This window comes from Cnuella takakiae (assembly GCF_001953305.1).
Classification (GTDB): domain Bacteria; phylum Bacteroidota; class Bacteroidia; order Chitinophagales; family Chitinophagaceae; genus Flavisolibacter; species Flavisolibacter takakiae.
In genome coordinates, this window is sequence record NZ_MTFE01000010.1 from 3543123 (window position 1) to 3565351 (window position 22229).

General features: G+C 45.6%; 14 protein-coding genes. 5 read left to right on the plus strand and 9 right to left on the minus strand.

The genetic code is table 11. The features are described 5' to 3' along the window. Nucleotides 1–74 precede the first annotated feature (74 nt). From BUE76_RS15460 to BUE76_RS15470, 3 genes are all read left to right on the plus strand, one after another. Nucleotides 75–1010, plus strand: a complete 936-nt coding sequence (locus BUE76_RS15460; RefSeq protein ID WP_073041454.1) for a glycosyltransferase — start codon at nucleotides 75–77, stop codon at nucleotides 1008–1010. Nucleotides 1011–1118: 108 nt separating this feature from the next. After that, nucleotides 1119–1862 carry a WecB/TagA/CpsF family glycosyltransferase gene (locus BUE76_RS15465; RefSeq protein WP_262485769.1) on the plus strand — a complete coding sequence of 248 codons (744 nt, stop codon included), beginning with the start codon at nucleotides 1119–1121 and terminating at the stop codon, nucleotides 1860–1862. Beyond that, complete coding sequence (locus BUE76_RS15470) at nucleotides 1859–2842, plus strand: NAD-dependent epimerase/dehydratase family protein (RefSeq protein ID WP_073041457.1); 984 nt, start codon at nucleotides 1859–1861, stop codon at nucleotides 2840–2842. Before BUE76_RS15465 ends, BUE76_RS15470 begins: the two co-directional genes overlap by 4 nt. 132 nt (nucleotides 2843–2974) lie before the next feature. Here the strand turns inward: BUE76_RS15470 and BUE76_RS15475 are convergent, their stop codons facing one another. Then, nucleotides 2975–5593 (minus strand): right-handed parallel beta-helix repeat-containing protein, encoded by a 2619-nt coding sequence (locus tag BUE76_RS15475; protein ID WP_073041459.1) that lies wholly within the window; start codon nucleotides 5591–5593, stop codon nucleotides 2975–2977. 607 nt (nucleotides 5594–6200) lie between these two features. Continuing rightward, nucleotides 6201–9368, minus strand: coding sequence for an Ig-like domain-containing protein (locus BUE76_RS15480; RefSeq protein WP_158069983.1), 3168 nt, complete (start codon nucleotides 9366–9368; stop codon nucleotides 6201–6203). Between the two features lie 866 nt (nucleotides 9369–10234). Here BUE76_RS15480 and BUE76_RS15485 point away from each other — a divergent pair. After that, complete coding sequence (locus BUE76_RS15485; RefSeq protein ID WP_073041463.1) at nucleotides 10235–11626, plus strand: undecaprenyl-phosphate glucose phosphotransferase; 1392 nt, start codon at nucleotides 10235–10237, stop codon at nucleotides 11624–11626. 299 nt (nucleotides 11627–11925) lie between these two features. Here BUE76_RS15485 and BUE76_RS15490 read toward each other — a convergent pair whose 3' ends face one another. From BUE76_RS15490 to BUE76_RS15510, 5 genes are all read right to left on the minus strand, one after another. Beyond that, nucleotides 11926–13614, minus strand: a complete 1689-nt coding sequence (locus BUE76_RS15490) for a RagB/SusD family nutrient uptake outer membrane protein (protein WP_073041596.1) — start codon at nucleotides 13612–13614, stop codon at nucleotides 11926–11928. A gap of 117 nt (nucleotides 13615–13731) precedes the next feature. Next, entirely contained in the window at nucleotides 13732–16920 is a 3189-nt protein-coding gene (locus tag BUE76_RS15495) for a SusC/RagA family TonB-linked outer membrane protein (protein ID WP_158069984.1), read from the minus strand. A 292-nt stretch (nucleotides 16921–17212) separates the two neighbouring features. Next, a complete protein-coding gene (locus BUE76_RS15500; protein WP_073041464.1) occupies nucleotides 17213–18301 on the minus strand; it encodes a FecR family protein in 1089 nt (362 codons plus the stop codon). 58 nt (nucleotides 18302–18359) lie between these two features. Then, nucleotides 18360–18950, minus strand: coding sequence for an RNA polymerase sigma-70 factor (locus BUE76_RS15505; RefSeq protein ID WP_073041466.1), 591 nt, complete (start codon nucleotides 18948–18950; stop codon nucleotides 18360–18362). Between the two features lie 147 nt (nucleotides 18951–19097). After that, a complete protein-coding gene (locus tag BUE76_RS15510; RefSeq protein WP_073041468.1) occupies nucleotides 19098–19847 on the minus strand; it encodes an SDR family NAD(P)-dependent oxidoreductase in 750 nt (249 codons plus the stop codon). Between the two features lie 199 nt (nucleotides 19848–20046). On the opposite strand from BUE76_RS15510, the gene BUE76_RS15515 reads away from it, so the two are divergent. Beyond that, nucleotides 20047–20436, plus strand: coding sequence for an SPW repeat domain-containing protein (locus tag BUE76_RS15515; RefSeq protein WP_073041470.1), 390 nt, complete (start codon nucleotides 20047–20049; stop codon nucleotides 20434–20436). 200 nt (nucleotides 20437–20636) lie between these two features. On the opposite strand, the gene BUE76_RS15520 is transcribed toward BUE76_RS15515, so the two are convergent. Both BUE76_RS15520 and cobA read right to left on the minus strand, forming a co-directional pair. Beyond that, a complete protein-coding gene (locus tag BUE76_RS15520) occupies nucleotides 20637–21326 on the minus strand; it encodes a Crp/Fnr family transcriptional regulator (RefSeq protein WP_073041472.1) in 690 nt (229 codons plus the stop codon). A gap of 51 nt (nucleotides 21327–21377) precedes the next feature. Next, nucleotides 21378–22148, minus strand: coding sequence for a uroporphyrinogen-III C-methyltransferase (cobA, locus tag BUE76_RS15525; protein ID WP_073041474.1), 771 nt, complete (start codon nucleotides 22146–22148; stop codon nucleotides 21378–21380). Nucleotides 22149–22229 lie beyond the last annotated feature (81 nt).

Below are 22229 nucleotides of genomic sequence, written 5' to 3' on the forward strand. Positions count from 1 at the left end.
CCCAATCCTATGAAACCAACCTGAAAAGCATAGCAAGTACCCTATAACCATACAAATTAGAAACGACCATGAATATGGATAATTCCATTGCACCGGTAGTGTTATTTACCTACAAAAGGTTAGATACCCTAATCCATACAGTGCAATGCCTGCGCAACAACTACCTAGCTTCACAAACTGATTTATTCATTTTTTGTGATGGCAGCAAAAACACTACCGACAATGATAAGGTAAGAGCTGTTCAAAACTTTTGTGATCAGATTGAAGGCTTTAAAAGTGTAACTGTTTTTAAATCCCCTATCAACAAAGGTTTAGCAAACTCCGTTAAACAAGGTGTGAGTGAAATACTCAAAACACATGGACAGGCAATAGTGTTGGAAGACGACCTTGAGACTACCCCCAACTTCCTGGATTATATGAACCAGGCACTGGATGTTTACAAGAATGTACCGCAGGTATTCTCGATTTCCGGTTACACCTTCCCACTTGAAAGAAAAGGACTTAAACAGGATGTCTTTTTCCATCCAAGAGGCTCTTCCTGGGGATGGGCCACATGGGCCGACAGGTGGAACACTGTAAACTGGCAAATCCTGCAAACAGTAAGCATTTCCGATATGATCAAAGCCCGCGACATGGGCTCTGATTGGGTTCCGCTCATTAAAAAAGTAAAAGCCCAAACAAATGATTCCTGGGCCATTCCCTGGATCGTTAACCAATGTTTGCAAGGCTCCTTCACTGTTTATCCTACTTCCTCCAAAATCTCGAACATCGGTTTTGGACCGGAAGCCACGCATACCCAAAAATCCAACCATCGCTTCCTGACAACTTTGGATGAAGGCACCCAAAGAAAGTTCAGGATGGAGCAAAAGGTTACCAGGCATCCTGGCCTGATTCGTCAGTTTAATCATCGTTTGAGCTATTGGTACCGGGCATACTCGTTGCTACACTTTTATAGCACCCAATTGTGGAGCAAAATTGTAAGCAAGCCCGAAACTGTAGTACCTCAATAGGTTACCACCTATTAAAGTAAATAATGTACCTTAAAAGCAAGAACTGTGACAAACAATAAAGAACAGGAAATGGTCAAAGTTTTACATGTAAAACTATTTGACCAAGGGATGAATGAGGCCTTTCAACAACTCAGGTCCATCACCTTGTCGGGAGCAGAACCCCTTAACAAACTGGTAAGCTTCACAGGTGCGCATGGCCTGGTAACGGCCAACCAGGACCCAAAATTTAAGAAGCTGCTCGATAGCTTTCATTGGAACATGCCGGATGGAAAGCCTGGCGTTTGGGTAGGAAAATTAAAAGGCAGGTTGCAGATGCAGCAAATTCCAGGACCCAACTTCTTTGAACTGGTGATCCGCAATACAGCCGCAGATCCACAGATCAAGCATTTTTTCTGTGGCGGCAAAGAAGGGGTGGCAGACGAATTAAAAGCTGTATGCAACAGCACTTACCACAACCCTAATGTTACAGGTACGTTTTGCCCGCCTTTCCGGCAGATGAGCCATGAAGAAATGGTAGCCCTGGGTAAAGCCATTGATGAAAGCGGCGCCAATTTAGTTTGGATCGGGCTGAGCACCCCCAAACAGGAAATGTTTGCAGCGCGGTTAAAACAGTATACAAAAGTGCAGTTTATCCTTTGTGTCGGCGCTGCATTCGACTTTCATACAGGCCGTGTGAAATATGCACCTAACTGGATGCTGCATGCAGGTCTCGGGTGGCTATACAGAACCTTAAAGGAACCAAAGAGATTAGCTGGCCGTTATGCGCAAATCATCCCTTTGTTCTTTTACTACAACATAAAGAGCTTAATCAATTCTCCAACGTCAAAAAATAATAAAACAATACAAGCATGAAGAAAGCTTTAGTATGCGGAGCTGGTGGCTTCATAGGTGGCCACCTTGTAGAACGCCTGAAATCGGAAGGCTACTGGGTTAGAGGTGTAGATCTGAAAGAAAATGAATACCGCAAAACATCTGCAGATGATTTTGTAATTGGTGACCTTACCAATCCGGTAGTTGTTGCCATGGTATTGGACCAGTCTTTCGATGAAGTATACCAACTTGCAGCCGACATGGGTGGAGCGGGTTATATTTTCACGGGTGACAACGATGCAAACGTGATGCACAATTCCGCAACCATCAATTTGAATGTTGCAAACCAGGCTGTAAAAGTTGGCGTGAAGAAGCTGTTTTATTCTTCTTCTGCCTGCATGTACCCTGCTTACAACCAGGAAGATCCTAATAACCCAAAATGCTCTGAAGAATCTGCTTACCCTGCAGCTCCAGATAGCGAATATGGCTGGGAAAAACTGTTCAGCGAAAGATTGTATTTGGCATACAACCGCAATTATGGTTTGAATGTGCGTGTTGCACGTTTTCACAACATCTTTGGTCCTTATGGCACCTACACTGGCGGTAAAGAGAAAGCACCTGCAGCTATGTGCCGTAAGATAGCAGAGGTAGAGCAGGGTGGTACCATCGAAGTATGGGGCGACGGTAAACAAACCCGCTCTTTCCTTTATATCGATGAATGCCTGGAAGCAGTACGCAGGTTGATGGAATCTGATTTTATGGGCCCTGTTAATATTGGCTCTGAAGAAATGGTAAGCATCAACCAACTGGCACAAATGGTTATCGGTATTGCTGGTAAAGACGTAAGCATCAAGAATATTGATGGACCAACTGGAGTTCGTGGCCGCAACTCTGATAATAAACTTATCAGGGAAAAGTTGAACTGGGCACCTTCCGAGCCGCTGATTGAAGGTCTTACCCGCACTTATTCCTGGATTAGCCAGAAAGTGAAAAAGCCTGAAGCGGTATCAGCTGTAAGCTAATCAGACCCATAACCTCACAGAAACCTGTAATATTAAAGAAGGCCGGATTTACCGGCCTTCTTTGTTTTTCCTTCACCCTTTTATAGGGGCAAAGTGGTATGGTTAGCTTAGCTTAATTGAAAATGATACAAGTTACTGTTTGATAAACTTGCTGCTGTATTGGAAGCCCTCTCCTATTACGTTGCATATATACATACCAACAGGAAGATTATAGATACTGAGCGGCACGATAGTCCCATTTGCTGCTACTATAGCCTGCTTCAGTACCATACGGCCACTTGCATCACTGATGGTAACGAATGCCTTCCCACTTTTGATATTGCCTTGCAAACGCACATTGATGTTAGAGGAAGCAGGATTGGGATACAAAGTAATTTGAGCTTGGTCCACCACTTCATTTTCGGGCAACATAGCCTCAATATTGTTATTACCCACTATAGAAGAAGTGCCGGACTTTACAGTTACTGTAACTGCGCTTGAAGTAGCCACTTTTCCTTTATTGTCATAAGCTTTCGCAGTGATGCTGTAAGTTCCTGCCACTACATTGCTCCAGGTGAAGGTATAAGGTGCAACTTTCTCGGTACGGATCAGTTTGGTTCCAGCATAAAAATCAACCTTGACAATCGAGCCATCATTATCAGTAGCACTGGCTGTAACTTTTATTGATCCCGGAGCACTATAGGTTGAAGAACTTACAGGGCTTGTTAGTTTAACCACTGGGGCCAGGTTCGTAGTAGTAGAACTTGTTGTGGATGTAGAAGATGAACTAACTAACATAAGCACCATAGAAGTATACGGCTCCAGGCTAACCGAACCTGAATACTGCCTGTTACGTGCATCTACATAAGTACCAGACAAAGAAAAGGTTTTTGAACTCGTAGTTGCATTTACAAGGTAACGGAATACTTCATCCTTGTTTACTGTACTTGCGTAAGTCTTAACCGACTTCTTCGAATTTCTATCATGGCCGTACAATCCCCGCCATTGGTCAAAAGAATAGTTTTTTGAGTTCTGGGAGGAAGTATACAGGTAAGTAATCCCCTGAATCGTAACGTTCTCATCTAAAGGACGTGAATAGTAATTACTGTCGATGGAACCGAAAGAGGATATGTCATTTACCTTAGTATAAAAGAAAGCAACGGTTTGTTTCGGATCTTTTGAAACAAAAATGTTGTTTTTCATTTTAATATTCCGCAGTTGGGGCATATTGGAATCATCATGGTTCAGCATCATTTGTGCTTTGTTGTCAAAGCAGGTATTATTTTCAATGGTGATGTTTGTATTGTTATGAATATAAATACCAACTTTTCCGCATCTTGTTACTGAATTACCCCGAACATCAACGCCTGACACATGGTTATCCAAATAGATACCCGACACTTGCTGTGTTGAACTCAGATTCGTTCCTTCTTTGGCACCAATACCATCTTCAATTATATTGTTCCAGATTTTCCTGCCCACCTCTGTAGAGCCACTTTTTGCAGTCATGTAAATGCCGCCAGCGTCATCCTTAGTGAGTGCAAAATTTCGGATCAGGTTATTTTTTATTGCTGTGTAATCGCCGGTAAACTGGATACCGCAGTAGCCTGAGCTATCAACAACATTGTACTCAACAGTGTTTCTTGTACCATTCACGCGCATACCGTTACTTGTATTCGAACTGCTTGGCCCCATACCAGCCAAAAGCCCGGAAGCAACGATTTCATTATTTCTGATAAGAGAATTATTAGTCACTCCTATCAAGAAAATACCAATATTGTGCGAAGTCCTTATACTGTTGTTTAACACCTTCAGATTATCCGTAATACTTGCTGCAATACCATCAATTCCAGAATTACGGACTTCGCAATTTTGAACTACTGCATTGTTTGAAGAATAGATACGAATTCCATTTTCATTTCCCCCTTCCATTTGCAAATTGTCGAATACAACATTATCGGCATCATAAACATCAATTGGTTCTTCTTCCATACTTGCCTGGATGTCATAATTAGCAGGTGAATTGCTCCCAAAGAACATCGAAAGTTTCTTGGTAGCATTGTCGTATGCCCACTCTCCTAACTTGTCGAGGGTACGCAAGTGATTTTGAATAAAATATCCATACTTGGCCAAAGGCTTGTAGGTACCAGAAAGTTGGGTAAAGGTCAATTTAGTACCAACGTGGGTATTTACTTTAAAACGGTCCAGGGTCCAATGGGATGTACGAACAATCAGTTCGGCTCCGGTCCAATTGGGACTGGAAGGCAATTCATTGTCGGTGATGGTGCCGGATGCTGCAGCCTCCGCAATCATGTACCCTTTAAGTGGTGCATCTGCATTGGGCCAGCGGCCTAATGCTTTAGGCAACCCGTTCATGGTAACCATGTTGATACACGAAGGAAACTTGCTGTTTACTACTTCATAAATACCATTGCCTTTATTTACCCAATTGGTAAGGTTTACAAATCCGCTGATTATTGGGTTGGCTCCAGAACCATATGCACTATAAGTTATGGGTGCACTTGAAGTGCCAGATGTTGTAACCCTGATTTTACCATAGAAGATATCCCCACGTTTAAACAATACTCTGTCTCCTGGCTTTAATGAAGCCATGATTGAATTGAGCTTGATGATAGATTTCCATGGTGTTGCAGGGTTCCTGGCCTCTGATGCGGTTCGGGCATCATTACCAGCATTAGAAAAATAATAGTCTGCAGCATGTACCGATTGAACAAAAATTACTGCAAACACAACCAAAAGCACTGATCTCATGGGATGGATTTTTGATGGCCTTAGTATAACCTAAGGATTACATAGTAAAGAAAAATAAAATCTGTTCGATAGCACTGATTGTTGGTTTGTTTTTCCAACAGATAGGTAATTCTTACTATTACCTATAAGTGATTTCCTACTGGTCATATTTGATTTTTTAGACTGGTGAAATATTGCGCACTTGAAACAAGAACCAATGCAACTATTTAATGACACATTTAGGCATGCACCATGGTCATATGGCTTGCTTGAATGTTGCAAAGCCATTAATAACAAACACACATAATCCATTAATCACAATAATGAAGAATGGCAACTGGAAAATGGAATAAATATGGGAAAGGGTGAAAGGGATAAACAGGCTTACTTAAAGTTCCATGTTTATAAGAAAACAACAGAACACTTCAACACCGAGAAATATGGTGAGGGCTATTGGATAAAACGTGTAGGATCAGTGCTAACGAAAAGGGTAGTTAGCGTAACTAAACCTGCATATAAAAACTAACAAACACTACTTAATGTTATAAAAGACCTGGCTAAGTTCGATAAACCAACCAGGTCTTTTATTAGGTACTAACATTTATTATTAACTAGCTATTTCAGTACACTATTGCTTCTGAAACTTAGAACTCACCTGGTACATTCCACTTTGAGCGGTTATGATATAATTGCCAGGTGTGAGTCCTGACACATCGAGGCGGATGCTTGAACTCTGAACATTGGTATTCACCAGACGCACCAGGCTACCGGCTGCATTGGTAATCCTGATTTGGGTTTTGCCTTTTATTTGAGGTGCATTTACATTGAAGTTCAATTCGCTGTTTGCAGGATTGGGATAAACTGTTGCACCCTTTCCATCTGCAATGGAATGTTCGTTGGCGCCAGTTGCATTCAGGCTTTCATCGAGCATAAAAGATCCGGTATTAGTTTGCGTAATGGCACTCCTGCCGCGGTCTTCTTCCTTAACATAGAAAGTAATGACTTCCGACTCTGTAAGTTCTCCGCTATTATCATAAGCCTTCAATTGTACCCGATAGGTTCCAGGATCCAGGTTGAACTTACGTGTGCCATAGGGAGCCGCATATTCGATGTCGATCAAACGGCCATTGAGATAGAATTCCACGCGGGCAACTTCTCCATCTTCATCAATGGCACTTGCACTGATCCGTGGAGATGCGGGAGCTTCGAATGTAGATGATTGAGCAGGATAAGTAACATGCACCTGGGGAGCAGTATTCAAGTGGGTTACGGTAAAGTTAACCGGGTCTGATTCTGCAGCATCACCTTTATTGTTATAGGCCTTTGCAACCAACTTGTAAGAACCATTAGGTACTTGTTTCCAGGTGTACTTGTATGGCGCTTCTCTTTCTACATCAATCAAGTTGCCATTGATATAAAACTCTACCCGGTCCACTTTTCCTTTTGTTACACTTGCATCAGCACTCAGCAAAACGTAATTAACCTTGGTGTCCTCTTCACCCTGTTTAGGGCTGGTGATATTAACCTGCACTACAGATTTAATATCCATAGTGAAGCTTACTTCTTCAGAAGTTGCCTCGTTGCCTGCATCATCAAAAACTTTTGCATAAATCTTGTGCGTACCATCAGGCACTTCATCCCAGGTCCACTTATAGGGAGCGTTTTTCTCTACATTATGAAGCTTACCATTTACGTAGAATTCAACACGTTCTATGTTTCCTTCTTCAGCAAGTGCATAAGCACTTACTTCTACCGACGCCTGGTCTTCATAACGTTTACCCTGGGTAGGACTGGTCAGTTTTACGGTCAGCTCTTTAGTACCGGTATCATCGCCTATTTTAATAAGGGCTGCACCTTCAAATGGTTCCAGTGTAATCCGGCCCACGTACTTGTTGCCTTTTGCATCTTCGTAAGTACCGGGCAGCGAAAACTTAGCAGTCGATTTGGAAGTGTTATAAACAAGTTTGAATAATTGATCAGGATCGCTGGTAGAATCGAAAGATCGTTTTGACTTCTTAGAATCACGATCATGATCGAACAATGGCTTCCATTTTTCAAGGTTCATTGTGTTGGAAACAGCACTAGGGGTATAGATCCCTGTGGTCACCTTAATGATGTCTTCATCATTCAATGGACGGAGGTAATAATTATTGTTGATGGTTCCAAATTCACCGATGTCTTTGTGTTTAGAAAAGAAATGGGCAACCATTTGGCCGGGCACTTTGGAGAAGAAAATATTATTCTTCATATCAACATTCCGCACCTTGCGCATATGTACGTCATCATGGTTAAGTTCAACCTGTGTTGTGTTATCAAACACCAGGTTATCATGCACCTTTACGTCAAGCGCATTATGCACATAAATACCAAGCTTTCCGCAACGGGCAACAGTGTTACCAATGATGTCTACGCCGGTAGTGTTGTTGTCTAAATAAACACCCGAAACTTGCTGAACCCGCATACTGTTTGAACCTTCCCTTGCACCAATGCCATCCAGGATGATGTTGTTCAAAATTTTCCGGCCTTTGTAGTGATTACCGGTGTGGTTATCTGAATAGATACCACCGGCATCGTCCTTTATAAAGCCAAAGTACTGAATGAGGTTACGGCTGATGGTGTTATTGTCGCCATCAAACCTGATGCCGCAATAACCACTGCTGTCGATTACATTGTATTCAACGAGGTTGTTTTCACCCCTGAATCGAAGACCAATACCGTTGTTGGGACCGTTCTGACCCATACCCTGCCAAACACCAGACTTGGTGATGCGGTTTTCGGTAACCAGGGCATTATAAATATTATCGAAAAGGATGATACCGGTATTGTTGGTATTCTCAACCAGGCAGTTATTGATCTTCAAACGGGATGCGTGCACCACGTACATACCATTTACACCTGTATTCTTTATTTCGCAGTTCTTGATCGTGGTTCCATCCGAAGAATACACATAAACTGCAGTTTCATTTGCACCCTCAAAAACAAGGTTATCGAAAGTGATGTAATCATGATTGAACAAATACACCAGATTTTTCAATGTATTTGCCTTTACAACATAGCGGTCGGGATCGCTGTTTCCGAAATATACGGTTACTCTTTTTTCATCTTCGTCATAGGCCCACTCACCAAACCGATCATGGGTCCGCACATCATTTTGGATAAAGTAACCAAACTTTGGTCTGGGAGTATAGGTAAGATCACCCCCGAAGTACAAATAGTTGCCAGATTGAGCTCTGATCTTTACCCAGTCCAGCACCCAACGGTGTGTACGCACAACCATCTCGGCTCCTTTCCAGTTAATATCATTGGGAAGCTCATTGTCCATTAAATATTTATCAGTGGCGTCATCATTTTTCAGGTAACCTTTTTCCTCTTCATCAATATTGGGAAAACGGCCCATCTCGTAGGGTTTACTATTGATGGTGAGCATTCTTACGCGGTTAGGAAGGTCACCGTCTTCAAAAGCATAGTTTCCGCGGCCTACAGATTTCCAGTTTTTGATTAGGGTATAACCTGCAATTACAGGTTTCTCGCCGGTACCATAGGCGCCAATTACGATTGGATCGGAAAAGGTTCCGGAACGGTCAACATTGATGGTACCATAAAAAGTATCCCCCCTTTTAAATAAAACAGAATCACCAGGCCTGAGGTTGGAAAAAACGGCATTAAGCTTGTTAATACTTCTCCAGGGAGTAGCCGGGTTGGTGGCCTCGCTAAAACTGTTTTGGTCACTTCCGTTTTCTGAGAAATAATAAGTTGTAGCCTTGGCGGTAGAACTTATTAAAGAAAACAGTAGCAAGATTAAACTAAAAGAAAAAAACGTTGTCTGACGATTCGTTGGCTGGTACAAAGGTTTCATACTTTGGTTTTTGGCGACTGTGAACAAGGTATAAGTACAGGATACAGAAATCTCTTCCGAACAGGACATACCATCGGCTATCAACACAAATTCATCTTCAACAAAAGCAGTTTTGGAAAAAGCCCTTAGGCGGTAATTGCACGGTTATCGGAATGTGTGGCACTGAGCAATAACTATACCAAAAAAATGTGAAATTCTTTACTCAATTAGATACAGCCACTTGTATATTAAATTTTTATCAAACCTGTTATTGATGGGCTTAATACTTTTTCACAATTTCCTTAACAGCACCAAAATACCTTCCGCTGCATATTTTATCAACTTATTTTTGATGTAATATATAAGTGTTTAAAAAACATTTAAAAACGGAAAGTTTTAGTTAAACCAACTGTTTCATATCAATATTATTCATATTATGTAAGGTTGGGCATACTATTTATTTAAATGGGTTGCTACTGTTTTTTTGATGGTTAAATGCCAACAAAAATTTTTAAAAATTGCAAAAAAATTTCAATCGGATGTTTTTGAAAAATGAAAAGCTTGGGCCTGGATATCATTTCAGAGTAGGCCTAGCTCATCAGTATGTTGTATATTCAACTGAAACATATTTTATATCCTTTAATTGAAACTAATTCCTTAGGTTTACGTTCGCAATTTGTCCATTCATTATCCTACCCGAAGACCTTTGCTCCAATACTTCCGCTAAGAAAGCCTCTTCCGGCTTTTATTTTCCACCTTATCCATTACCTAAGAAAGTAGCCATTCCAACTTTGGAAGACCACATGTGCTTCTAATTCACGGCTATTATGAACAAACATTCACTCACGATTATCAGAACGGTACTGGCAACGGTCGATATCGTTACCTTAAATATTGCGTACTCACTGAGTTGGCTGTTTTTTGACCAGAACATCCCAAATGAGTACAATTCCGATTACCTGGAATTCTTCTTTGCATTAAATATTGCATGGGTGTTGCTGGGATCGGTTACTAAAATTTACCGGAAAACAACCCTGCTCTCCTTCGAGTATACCTTGCGCAACACGGCTTTTACCTACCTGGTATGGTTTGCCACACTCAACACTTACCTGCTGTTTTTCCGGGAAACACACCTTTCCAGGCTATTCATTGGATCCACCATCACCCTGTTTGCAGTAGGACTGGTGATCAACCGCTTTGCCTACCTGATCATGAAAAAGACACAGGGCAAATGGTTCAACCAGGAAGGACAGATCCTGATCATTGGCTACAACGATACTTCCAAAAAGCTGATACAGTACCTGGAACAGGATAGCATCAATGCTGAAATTTTGGGTTTTACAGAAAACCCGGAAAGGGTAAACGAGCTATCCCACTACCCTATCATTGGCGATATCAGTTCAACCATCGAGCTTTCCAAACAAAATAATGTAGACCGCATTTACTCCACCATCACTCCAGAACAGGAACCGCTCCTGTATAACCTGATGCGGGAGGCGGAAAATGAATGCATCCGGTTTAAGATCGTTCCGGACCTTTCCATGTTTGTAAAAGGCAGGTTCCACGTGTCCTATTATAATGATATCCCTATTCTGACCATGCGGGGAGAATCGTTGGACCAGTTGAACAACCGAATCAAGAAAAGGATCCTGGACATCGCAGTAAGCCTTACCGCTATTGTGTTCATCTTATCCTGGCTTCTGCCCCTGATTTCCATATTGATTCTGCTGGAATCAAGAGGCCCGATCTTTTTCTCCCAGCTCCGAACAGGGAAGAATGGGAAGATGTTTCGTTGCCTCAAGTTCAGAAGCATGCGGGTGAACAAGGATTCGGATTCCAAACAGGCTACCAAGAACGACTCCCGGGTTACGCGGATCGGCCGTTTCCTGCGCCGTAGCAGCCTGGATGAATTTCCCCAGTTCTTTAATGTATTTGTTGGCGATATGAGTATTGTTGGTCCCCGCCCCCACATGCTGCAGCATACCAACGATTACTCCAAGATAGTTGACCAGTATATGGTGCGTCATTTCCTGAAACCAGGAATTACGGGCTGGGCCCAGGTGAATGGTTACCGCGGAGAAATTACCGAACCCGTTCACATCAGAAACCGGGTGGAGTACGACATATGGTACATGGAAAACTGGAGCCTGATACTGGATTTAAAGATCATCTTTCTTACATTCTATAATATTATCAGAGGAGAGGAAAAAGCCTATTAAGGTGATTCGATTCTTCCCAAGAAAATCCCGGCACATCATGCCGGGATTTTTATTTGCAAGGAAAAAGGATTGCTTCTACCCTGTCGGCAATTATCTTCTATTTGTTATCTTTTAAATATTAGGTTGGTACCCTTTATATACTAGATTATAAGGTTTAAACCATGCTCAGGTCTGCAAGGATACATCGCCCCGGTAGTCAGCGGTTTTACTTCACACCTATATAGCCTTAACGCAAAAATGAAGGGCGCCTGAAAAGGCGCCCCGGATCGTCAACTGATTGTAATTGAAAACTAGCTTCTTTATTCAAAGCCATTTGGCTTCAGCAAATTGTTGGCATTAAGCTGGCGGGAAGGAATCGGGAAAACCGAGCGGTCTTTGGCATCCACCGGCTTGTCCCACCATTCTGCATTGAACTTGTTCCAGCGAACCAGGTCGGTACGACGATGACGCTCACCCAGGAACTCCCGGCCCAGTTCATCCACAAACTCCTGGTCGGTAAGTAGGGAAGGATTGTCTACGTAGCTGTTCGCAGCCCATTTATCTGCAGGGAAGTTGCGTTTGCGTACGGCATCCAACAATTGGGCGGCAGTGGCCTTATCACCTGCACGGTACTTACATTCAGCCAGCGCATAATAGATCTCTGCCAGTCTGATTTCAGGAGCCGAGTTGAACTGGAAGAGGTTATTGCTCATAGAAAGCCAGGGGAACTTCAGCAGGCGCACACCGGAGTTTTCTTCACCCGTTGTTACGTGCGAGCCTTCACTCCAGCGGCCATTAGGCTTCTCGGAAAAACGACCTACCTGGTCCACAAAGCGCAAGGGGCGGCCATTGTACTCTTCAGTGCCGTTTACCACCTTGGTACTGTCAAAACCAAATCCAGCGCTGGCATTGAACATATACTGCTGGCCAATCAGGAAGAACCCTTCATACTCACCCGTACGGGATGTAGTGCGGAAAGGCTGCTTGCGCTTGTCATCGGCAGCATATTTCTCGTAAGGCTTACCCAATTGGTATGGAAGCAGGTTGCCTTCCAGGTCGCGGCTTGGCGTCAGGTGGATACCATTCCAGCCACCCCAGTCATTGTCCAGGGAGTAACGAGCCTGGTAGTGCATCATGGCATTGTAGATCCAGCCAAACTCATAGATGTTCCGGGCATGCGGGAACTCGAAAATATTCTCCGGCGAACGATAGTTGTTGATACCCGAACGGAAAGGCCCGCGGTAATCAGCATCAATACTGAATGAGCCGTATTTGCCATCTACAATTTCCTGGGCAATGGCAGCACATTCGGTGTATTTAGGGGTTCCTGACCACTTCTCAGCATTCAGGTAGAGGCGCACCAGCAGCGAGGCTGCACCGGCCTGTCCCCACCTGCCTACCTTGGCATTGTTGGGCAAATCAGGAAGTGATTCTTTCAGCTCTTTTTCTATATAGGTAAATACCTCCTGGGGTGTGGCTTGCGCCTTAGTCTCCTGGGGATTTTCTATAATAGGTACCTGCCTGAAAAAATCGATCAGGAACAGGTAAAACCAGGCACGCAGGGTGCGGAGTTCTGCCAGGTGCTGCTTCTTGTCCGCTTCTGTTAGACCAAAGCGCACGTAATCCAGACCACCCAGGTCTTGTAAAAACACATTACACTGTGCAATACCCTGGTAAGGTCCTACCCATCCGCCGTTTATATGCCCATCTTCCTGGGTCCAGGTATGGCCATGGAGGCGCACCCAGTCGCCACCATCATAGCCATGTTTTCCTTTTTGTGTCCACACAAACTGGTCGGCAGTGAGTTCCTGCAACAACCAACGGTCGCCATCCCATCCATTCCAATGCGCATGTTCGTAAGGACGCAACACTGCAGCCTGTATGGAATTTTTATCCTGGAAATAATTGCCGGACGGAAGGATATCAAATGCTTCCTCCTCCAGCCTGGTGCAGGAACTGGCCATGATAGCAGCCAGCACTGCAGCATACAAAGGTTTTATCTTGATCATTTGTTTTGCTTTTTTCAAGGTGAAAACCATCAAGGCACATGCAGGTAGGTTTGCACTTTCCATCAGCACGCTCTTATGCACCATGCGATGTGCCTTTGGTTTTCCTGTAATCAATCATTAAAAAGTCACCTGTGCGCCAAACGAGAAATTACGGGTAATGGGATACACATTCAGGTCGCCATAACCGGGAGTCAGGCCAGTTACCCCTACCGTAGTAGGATCAAGACCAGAGTACTTGGTGATGGTAAACACATTGCGCATGGTTCCATAAAAACGCAGGTTGTTCAGCCACTTGGCCTGCACCTTGGGCGACCAGCCTAGGGTAAGGTTATCGAGTTTGAAGTAATCGCCTGGTTCCAGGAAATAGTCCATGATCACCTTACCAGAAGTGATATCACCATTGCGGGTGTAGGCATCCTTCAGCAGGTTCACGTTGGGCTCGGCCTGCAAACCATAATACATCTGGTACAGGTTCAGGATCTGGTAATCGAAGCGGCCGCGGAAATACAGCGAAAGGTCGAAGCGCTTGTAGCCAACGGAGTTGCCCCAGGCCAGTTCGAAGTGTGGTGCACCATGACCAATATAAGCACGGTCGCGGTCGAAGTTGCCTTCAGTAGAAGCCACGATCGCTTCTTTACCCACCTCGCCATTCTTCCAGATCAGGATCTTGCCTTCGTTGTTAACCCCTGCATAACGGTAACCGTAGAAGCTACCCAGTTCCACACCGTCTTCCATACGGTATGCAGGACCAGGGTTGCCGGGTGAAGGCAGCCAGTTCAGTTCCGTATAGTTGCTGCGGAAACGATCATTGGACCAGCTATCCAGCTTTGCTTTAATATAAGAGGTAGTGATATTGGTGCTGTAAGTAAAATCGCGGGTCTTCACGGCATCCCAGTTCAACTGGAGCTCCACACCACGCGATGTAGTTTTACCAACGTTTACTACCATGCGCTCATGCAGGTAAGGACCAACAGGAAGGTATTCAGAGATCAGGTCGCTGCTGATTCGGTTGAACAGGTCAATGCTACCTGTCAGCTTGCTCCGGAACAGGGAGAAATCAATACCAAAGTTGTAGGCAATGGCTTTTTCCCAACGCAGATCGGGGTTGAAGTTGTTGGCAGGACCATACACCTGTATCCACTGACCCGCATCGTTAAGGTAGCGGCCATAACCGGTATAACGGGCCAAGGATGTGTAGCGGGGGAAACCGGAGCGGCCGGTAACACCATAGGACACGCGGAGTTTCAGGTCGTCGATGGCATCAACACTTTTGATGGCATCCAGGTTGGAAACACGCCAGGCAGCCGACAAGGCAGGGAACATACCCCACTTGTTGTTGGCACCAAACTTTGTGTTGCCTTCATAACGCAGGGAACCTTGCAGGAAATAGGTGTCGTCGAAATTGTAATTAAAACGACCCAGGAACGCAATGGTCTTTTCCTTGTTCCGCCAGCTATCCATACCCAGGCGACCGGCTTCCAGGTTCCAGCTACCTGCATCCAGGTTGTTCCACCCAAATGCATCGGAAGGGAAATTCATGTTCTCGGCACTGAAGCCCTGGTTATTGAATTCCTGGTACGAGTAGCCACCCATCACACGGAAATCATGGCGATTGATCTTGGTATTATAATTACCTGTCCACTCCAGGGTATAATCTGTCCATTTTTCACTCGCCAGTCTTGCCCTGCCCCGGCGGTTGCTGTTGATGGATTCTGCAGACAAAACATTATAATATTCCCTACGCAGCATTTCCTGACCCTGGCGGGCAAGTTTCAGCTCGCTGTACAGGTTCTTTCTTAAGTTCAGGCGAATGTTGAAGTCGGCAATAGAATAGTTGCGGTCGGCGCCATTTTCCCTGGTATTTAAATCCTGTACAGGGTTGTAGGTATCAAAACCCTGCAAGGTATTCCAACGTGAAGGGTTGGTAGGATCCATGATGGGAATAGTCGGGTTGAGCTTAACCGCTTGTTGGAATGCACCATAGTTGGTGTATTCTTCATTAGCCGTACGCTGTGACAGGTTGCCCGAAAACTCCAGCAAACCATTCAGGGCCTTTTGCATAAAGTTGGCGCGAAATCCATACTCCCTGCGGGAAGACGCAATATCAATAGCGGTCTTATTCCGGTAGTTGCCCGAGATGCGGAAGATGGTACTCTCGTTACCACCCGAAAGGGTAACAAAATGATTCTGACCAAAGTTGTTCTCGCGGATCAGCGCATCGTACCAGTTGGTGCGGGCGCCACGGTCGGCGTCGCGGCCACGCGAGACAAACTCCTCTGCCGAAAGCATATCAGGCTTGTTGGCAATACGATCGTGCTCAATGAAGCTGTCGTAGGTGATGGAAACCTTACCGGCACGGCCTTTCTTGGTTTGCACCAGGATAACGCCGTTGGCACCACGGGAGCCATAAATGGCTGCAGCAGATGCGTCTTTCAAAACAGTGATAGATTCAATGTCCTGTTGCGCCACGTTGCGCAGGTCGCCACCAGGCATACCGTCAATAACAATCAGCGGACCGTTACCTGCAGAAATGGAAGCGGCACCACGCACCTGTACGTCGGTAGCACGGTTGGGATCGGCAGCAGCAGGGTTGGAAATTACCACACCGGCTACTTTACCTTCGATCAACTGCAAAGGACTGTTTACCGCACCCTGCAAAAAGTCTTTGCTGCGGATGGTAGTAACAGCGCTGGTCAACTCTCGTTTTTGTACCGAACCATAACCTACCACTACTACTTCGTTCATCTGGTTGTTGGCAGAGCGCAGGGCCACATTGACCTGGGTTTGGTTGCCTACGGCAACCTCCCTGTTTTCAAAACCAACAAAAGAAACTACCAGCACAGAGTTGGCGCTGGTAACGGCGAGGGTATAGCGGCCATCGTCATTGGTGGTTGTACCATTATTGGTACCTTTTTCCTGTACGCTCACCCCCGACAGGGCCTTACCATTTTCATCGGTAATGCGGCCTGTGATGGTGATGGCTTCAGGAACTTCAGCTTCAACACCACCAGTTGAAATAACCACCAACTTGTCGTTCAGCTGGCGGTATGTAAGTGGCGTATTGCGCAGGATATTATCCAGCACTTCAGTAAGGGATGCTTCCTGAACAGTGATGCTAACTTTCTGATTGCGGGGCAGCACCTGGTCTTTATACACAAAACGGTAAAAGCCCTGTGCTTCTATGGCTTTGAAGGCCTGCTTCAATTCCACCCGCTCTAAATTGAGGCTGATGGTACCCTGTCCATAGCCCTTGGCAAAGGACTGCAGGGTACAGGCAAACAATAAGAGCAATACAAATTTTGTCATCAATAAGTATTTGATGCATACGCTGGCCCTCCCTCGCGGGTAGCCAGTACCAAATAATTTCATACTTTACAATTGATAAGTGATGATGAAATATCCCGTAACGGGTTTGTTTTGTCGGAACAGAATGGGCGGGGCATGTTGCAGCATGCTCCGCTTTCATTTTGGGTCAGGTGGCAGGCGCTTGTTTCATATGCAGGCAATTTTTATTAAAAAAGCAGTCACTACCCGCACCATAGCGCAGGCAAAGACCAGTTGACAATCTTTAAGTTCTTGCTAATTCTTGTTGCCGGAATCAGGGCGATATCCGCACTTCCTTCCGGTTGATGCTATAATTAAATCCGCCCGAAAGCTGCAGGGCATTCATGACCTCCTCTAATTGTTCGCCTTCAAATACTGCCGTATAGGTAGTTTGTTTTAGTTCTTCGTTGGTGATAAAAACAGTGACATCGTACCAACGCTCCAGTCGCTGCGCAATCGTCACCAGGCTTTCATTGTCAAATGCAAGCTTGTTGGAAACCCAGCTGGTTTCGTAAAGGGTGCTATCGCGTTCCAGCGGATGCACTTTGGATATACTAATCATTGGCTGGGGCAATGCGGTTGCAGCACCGCCGGCAGCTTCTTTTAGATCGGGTTTATTTTGTACTACCAGCTTTTCGCTTGGCTTAAGAACAATTTTCTTATCCGGGTTGTGCAGCACCTGCACTTCCACCGAACCATGTATCAGGGCCGTTTCCGTAGTAGCTTCATCAGGGTAGGCCCTAAGGTTGAAAGCAGTACCCAAAACCTTTAGATCTACCGTTTGGGTATGTATAATAAAAGGTTTGGTCTTGTCTTTAGCCACTTCGAAATATGCCTCTCCTATCAGTTTTACTTCCCGCAGGGTAGTATTAAATGCATCATCATACACCAGCCGGCTACCCGAATTAAGCCACACAACTGTGCCATCGGGCAGTTCTACTTTCGACTTGGAGCCAGGGCGGGTACTTACTACGTTTTGTTGGGGCGCCTTGCGGGCAGGCCGAAGTTGGAAAAACATACCGACAGCCAGCATCAGCGAAGCTGCTACCCCGCCTATCCACCACCATGTACGCAGGCTACGTACGGGTGTTTCCAACTCTTCGGGGTCGGCCACCTCATACTGCAGCACAGGTTCCGAAAGGTGCGTACTCAGGCGCTGCAAGTGCTTACTAAAAGCATCTTCAGCCTGAACCTTATTCGGCTTGGGCTTTTGCAACCAAAGCTCCTTCATCATTTCAGCCTGGAACACTGCTTCCGGGAAGGCCTTCAGCAGGCCATTCAACTCGGAGAGCTCTTCCTGTGATGCCTCGCCGGCAAGCTGCAGGCTCACAAGGGTCCATAAACGATCAGGAGCGGTGTTCATGCTATCAGAATAAGGACAGCGTTTGTTGGAGAATGTACCAAGGAGTACCTAAAAAAATTTAAGAATGGGAAAAGCGGGCCGAATCGGCAATTCTTTTTCCCAATGTGGCAGGCAGGGCTGCTGCTAATTTCTTGGTGGCAATAGCTACCTGGTTGCGGACGGTAAGCACCGAAACATCCATGATGGCCGCCACATCCTTATACTTGAGCCCATCTTCGCGCACCAGCTGGAAAATGGCCCGGCACTGCGGGGGCAAATCGCGGATGGCAGCCTGTACCTTTTGGTACATTTCAGCTGATATTGCCAGTTCCTCAGGCGATGCGGAAGCAACAAAAAGATCCTCCATGCCATCGAGGGATACCACCTGGTGCTTGTAGTGGCGCGTAATATAATTGATGGAAAAATTGCGGGTAATGGTGTAGAGGTACACTTTTAAGGCAACCACCTTTTTCAGGTCGCTGCGTATTTGCCAGAGCTTGATGAAAACGTCGGAAACGATTTCTTCTGCAGCTTCCCTGGATTTGACGAAAGAAAAAGAAAATCGGTAAAGCCTGTCAAAAAGTAAATGATACAACTCTTGATAGGCGCGCATATCTTCCAAAATTGCTATGCGGTGCTGCAGGTCGGCAATACGGTCAAGCTCGTTCATGGCAAGGTTTGGCAACAAGGGTTCGGGGCTAAGGTAGGCTTTTACATGTGAACAAAAGAAATTATATGCAATATGAATTGCAATAATTTGTGCACAAGGGCACCGCTGGCAGCAATGCTCTTTTGCTTTAAATAATCAGGTAAAAGTTTACTGGGCTAAATAACCGCCATCGACAGGAAAGTAACTCCCGGTGACAAAAGATGCCTTGTCCGAACTTAACCACAATACCAGTTCTGCTACTTCTTCCGGCTTGCCCATTCTACCTATGGGATGCAGGGCAGTAAGCACCTCGGTGGTGGCTTCATCCAGCACCTCCAGCAATGGTGTTTTGATATAAGCCGGCCCCACCGCATTAACCCGGATGCCTTGCTGCGCATACTCCAGTGCTGCTGCTTTTGTGAGCCCTACCACGCCGTGTTTTGCCGCCACATATGCCGGCGACATACGGGTGCCAACCGCTCCCAGGATTGAAGCCATATTGATAATTACCCCACCCGATTGCAGCATGGCCGGCAGTTGGTACCGCATACCATAGAACACACCGGAAAGGTTGGTGTCGATTACTTTTTGCCAGCCCTCAATGGGGTATTCGCCTGAGGGCGCCAGGGGGCCGCCAATGCCGGCATTGTTGCAAGCAATATGCAAGGCGCCAAATTGCGCCAGTGTTGCTTCAACAAGGGCTTTGTTGTCCTCGGGACTTGCTGTGTCACAACGAATAAATACAGCTAGCCCACCTTCCTGTTCAATTTGTGCCACCGTTTCCTTCCCTCCCTTTTCATTTACGTCAGACACTACCACTTTTGCTCCGTGCCGGGCATACAACTGTGCCACTGCCCGCCCTATTCCCGAACCTGCTCCGGTTACAAGAGCGACCTTATCCTGTAAAAACTTTTCCATACCTGGTTTTTAGAAGTTTTAATCTGATACAATGTAATCATGTGCACAACTTGCTCACCATTATTTGCATTAGGGGAAAGCCTGAAAAAGGATAGGTTTTACTGCTGAAATGCAGGAAATAAGAAGAAAAAACGGGCTCGTGCACAACAACAGGTTGGCACACTTTGTGGCACTTGTGCTGTAACCAAATTTGTGAAATATGAAAATTATAGGAACGAAGATGCACGGGTATTTGGACTACATCATGGGCGTACTGCTGATTGCAGCTCCATGGCTATTTGACTTTGCAGCAGGCGGCGCCGAAACATGGGTGCCGGTGATACTGGGTGCAGGCACCATCCTGTATAGCCTGTTTACCGATTACGAGCTGGGCATGAGCCGGCAGTTGAGTATGCGCACCCACCTGGGCCTTGATCTTGCCGGTGGTGCCCTGCTGGCTGTTTCCCCCTGGTTGTTTGGCTTTGCCGACTACGTGTATATGCCGCACCTCATCCTGGGTATCCTGGAAGTAGGTGCCTCATTAATGACCAAAACACACCCTTCAAACGAAAGAGCACATCACCAACATGGCGCACATGCCATGCATTAAGCAGGTTTCTTCTTTACGGTAAACCAATATAGTAGTAGCCTCACGGAAGTGGGGCTACACTTATTTAGGGGAGTGAAGGATTTTATGAATGTAGAAGGGGGTATGGACCATGGACGATGGACCATGGACCATGGACAACGCTTTAGGTTAGGGCCGTTTTGTGTTTTCAGGCACTTCTATTGAATTTCAGGCTTGAAGCTTTACTCCTGCCCTGCTGCAGTTTGTAAACCTGCATGATCAGAAAGTAAAAGCTCCTTACCCGAGGTTTGAATAAGGCCGGCATCAGAAAGTTCTGCCAGCATCCGGAACACGGTTTCGTAGGTAGCGCCAACATAAGCGGCCAGGTCCTGGCGGCTGATGGTAATATTCAAATACCCGTCTGCTGTAGTACCAAATTTTTGTTCCAGGAAAAGCAAGGCAGCAGCTACCCTGCTTTTAACGGTAAGCCTTGCCATATTGCGCATACGCTGTTCCGACTCGCGGAGTTCATCGGCAAAGAACTGCATCAACAGCAACAGCAGTTCGGGATTGGTTTTGAGGGTAGCGTAGAAAAAATCTAGGGGTATAAAACAAATGGTACAGGGTTCAAGTGCCGTGGCGGAAACCGGATAGTGCAAATCGGCACCAAGTCCGCGGTGGCCTACAATGGCACCCGGGCCTGCAAACCGGAGAATCAATTCTTTATCCTCCGTCCAGCGCTGGTGCACTTTTACCTTACCGTTGACAAGGAAAAATACACCTTCCACTTGCGCGCCTTCGGTAAACAACTGTTCCCCTTTTGCCACACTGTAGGTCTGCCGCCGCAACTCCAGCAAAGGCCGCCAGGCCTCTATTACATTACGGCATAAAAAACAACTGTGTAGATCACATCCCTGCTTTAGTTTTTTCATCCTTTCTTGCTTGGAGCAGCAAAGTAGGTAATCTGAAACAGGGTCCCAAAATCAAACGCGCTGTTGCAGGATTGCTTGCTGCGCTTCAGCCGCCACCAGCGTGGGATGCAGGCGCACCACTTCACCGATCATGATGATAGCAGGATTGGATAAGCCGGCATGTTCCGCACGAAAAACAATATCCTTTACCGTACCGATCACCATTTTTTCGTTGGTACAGGTACCATTTTGAATAATGGCAACCGGTGTATCGCCTTTTCCATTGGCTTTGAAAATATCGGTTATTCGTTCCAGTTTGCTCATCGCCATTAGCATGATCACCGTGGCCGATGATTTTGCGGCCAGTTCTATATCGGCCGACAGCTCGCCCGACTGCGTAGTACCGGTGGTTACCCAAAAACTTTCGTTGATGCCCCTGCAGGTAAGCGGCAGCATCTGCGAAGCGGGTACCGCAAGTGCGCTTGAAATACCGGGCACCACATCCACTGCAATGCCATGCGCCCTTGCTACTTCGATCTCTTCCTGCGCCCTGCCAAATACAAAAGGATCTCCTCCCTTTAGGCGCACCACATGGCCATGGCGGGTAGCCATCTCAATGATCAAGATGTTGATCTCGCTTTGCGAAAGCGCATGGCAGCCATAGCGCTTGCCCACAAATTGCAGGATGGTGCCTGGCCGGGCATGTTTCAGCAAAGCCTCGTTGGCCAGTGCATCATATAATATAACATCGGCCGATCCTAATATTTTAATTGCTTTTAATGTAATCAAATCCGGGTCGCCAGGACCGGCCCCAACCAGTGTTAAACGGGAATTTGCCTGCATATTCAAATTATTTTATGCTATATGTATATTTTATTTCCACCAACATGCTTAAAGTTAAACCAAATAATATTATTTTTATGA

Coding starts and splice junctions, on each gene's coding strand:
- BUE76_RS15460 (WP_073041454.1), top strand. CDS start 75: ATGGATAATTCCATTGCACCGGTAGTGTTATTTACCTACAAAAGGTTA.
- BUE76_RS15465 (WP_262485769.1), top strand. CDS start 1,119: ATGAATGAGGCCTTTCAACAACTCAGGTCCATCACCTTGTCGGGAGCA.
- BUE76_RS15470 (WP_073041457.1), top strand. CDS start 1,859: ATGAAGAAAGCTTTAGTATGCGGAGCTGGTGGCTTCATAGGTGGCCAC.
- BUE76_RS15475 (WP_073041459.1), bottom strand. CDS start 5,593: ATGAGATCAGTGCTTTTGGTTGTGTTTGCAGTAATTTTTGTTCAATCG.
- BUE76_RS15485 (WP_073041463.1), top strand. CDS start 10,235: ATGAACAAACATTCACTCACGATTATCAGAACGGTACTGGCAACGGTC.
- BUE76_RS15490 (WP_073041596.1), bottom strand. CDS start 13,614: ATGATCAAGATAAAACCTTTGTATGCTGCAGTGCTGGCTGCTATCATG.
- BUE76_RS15495 (WP_158069984.1), bottom strand. CDS start 16,920: ATGACAAAATTTGTATTGCTCTTATTGTTTGCCTGTACCCTGCAGTCC.
- BUE76_RS15500 (WP_073041464.1), bottom strand. CDS start 18,301: ATGAACACCGCTCCTGATCGTTTATGGACCCTTGTGAGCCTGCAGCTT.
- BUE76_RS15505 (WP_073041466.1), bottom strand. CDS start 18,950: ATGAACGAGCTTGACCGTATTGCCGACCTGCAGCACCGCATAGCAATT.
- BUE76_RS15510 (WP_073041468.1), bottom strand. CDS start 19,847: ATGGAAAAGTTTTTACAGGATAAGGTCGCTCTTGTAACCGGAGCAGGT.
- BUE76_RS15515 (WP_073041470.1), top strand. CDS start 20,047: ATGAAAATTATAGGAACGAAGATGCACGGGTATTTGGACTACATCATG.
- BUE76_RS15520 (WP_073041472.1), bottom strand. CDS start 21,326: ATGAAAAAACTAAAGCAGGGATGTGATCTACACAGTTGTTTTTTATGC.
- cobA (WP_073041474.1), bottom strand. CDS start 22,148: ATGCAGGCAAATTCCCGTTTAACACTGGTTGGGGCCGGTCCTGGCGAC.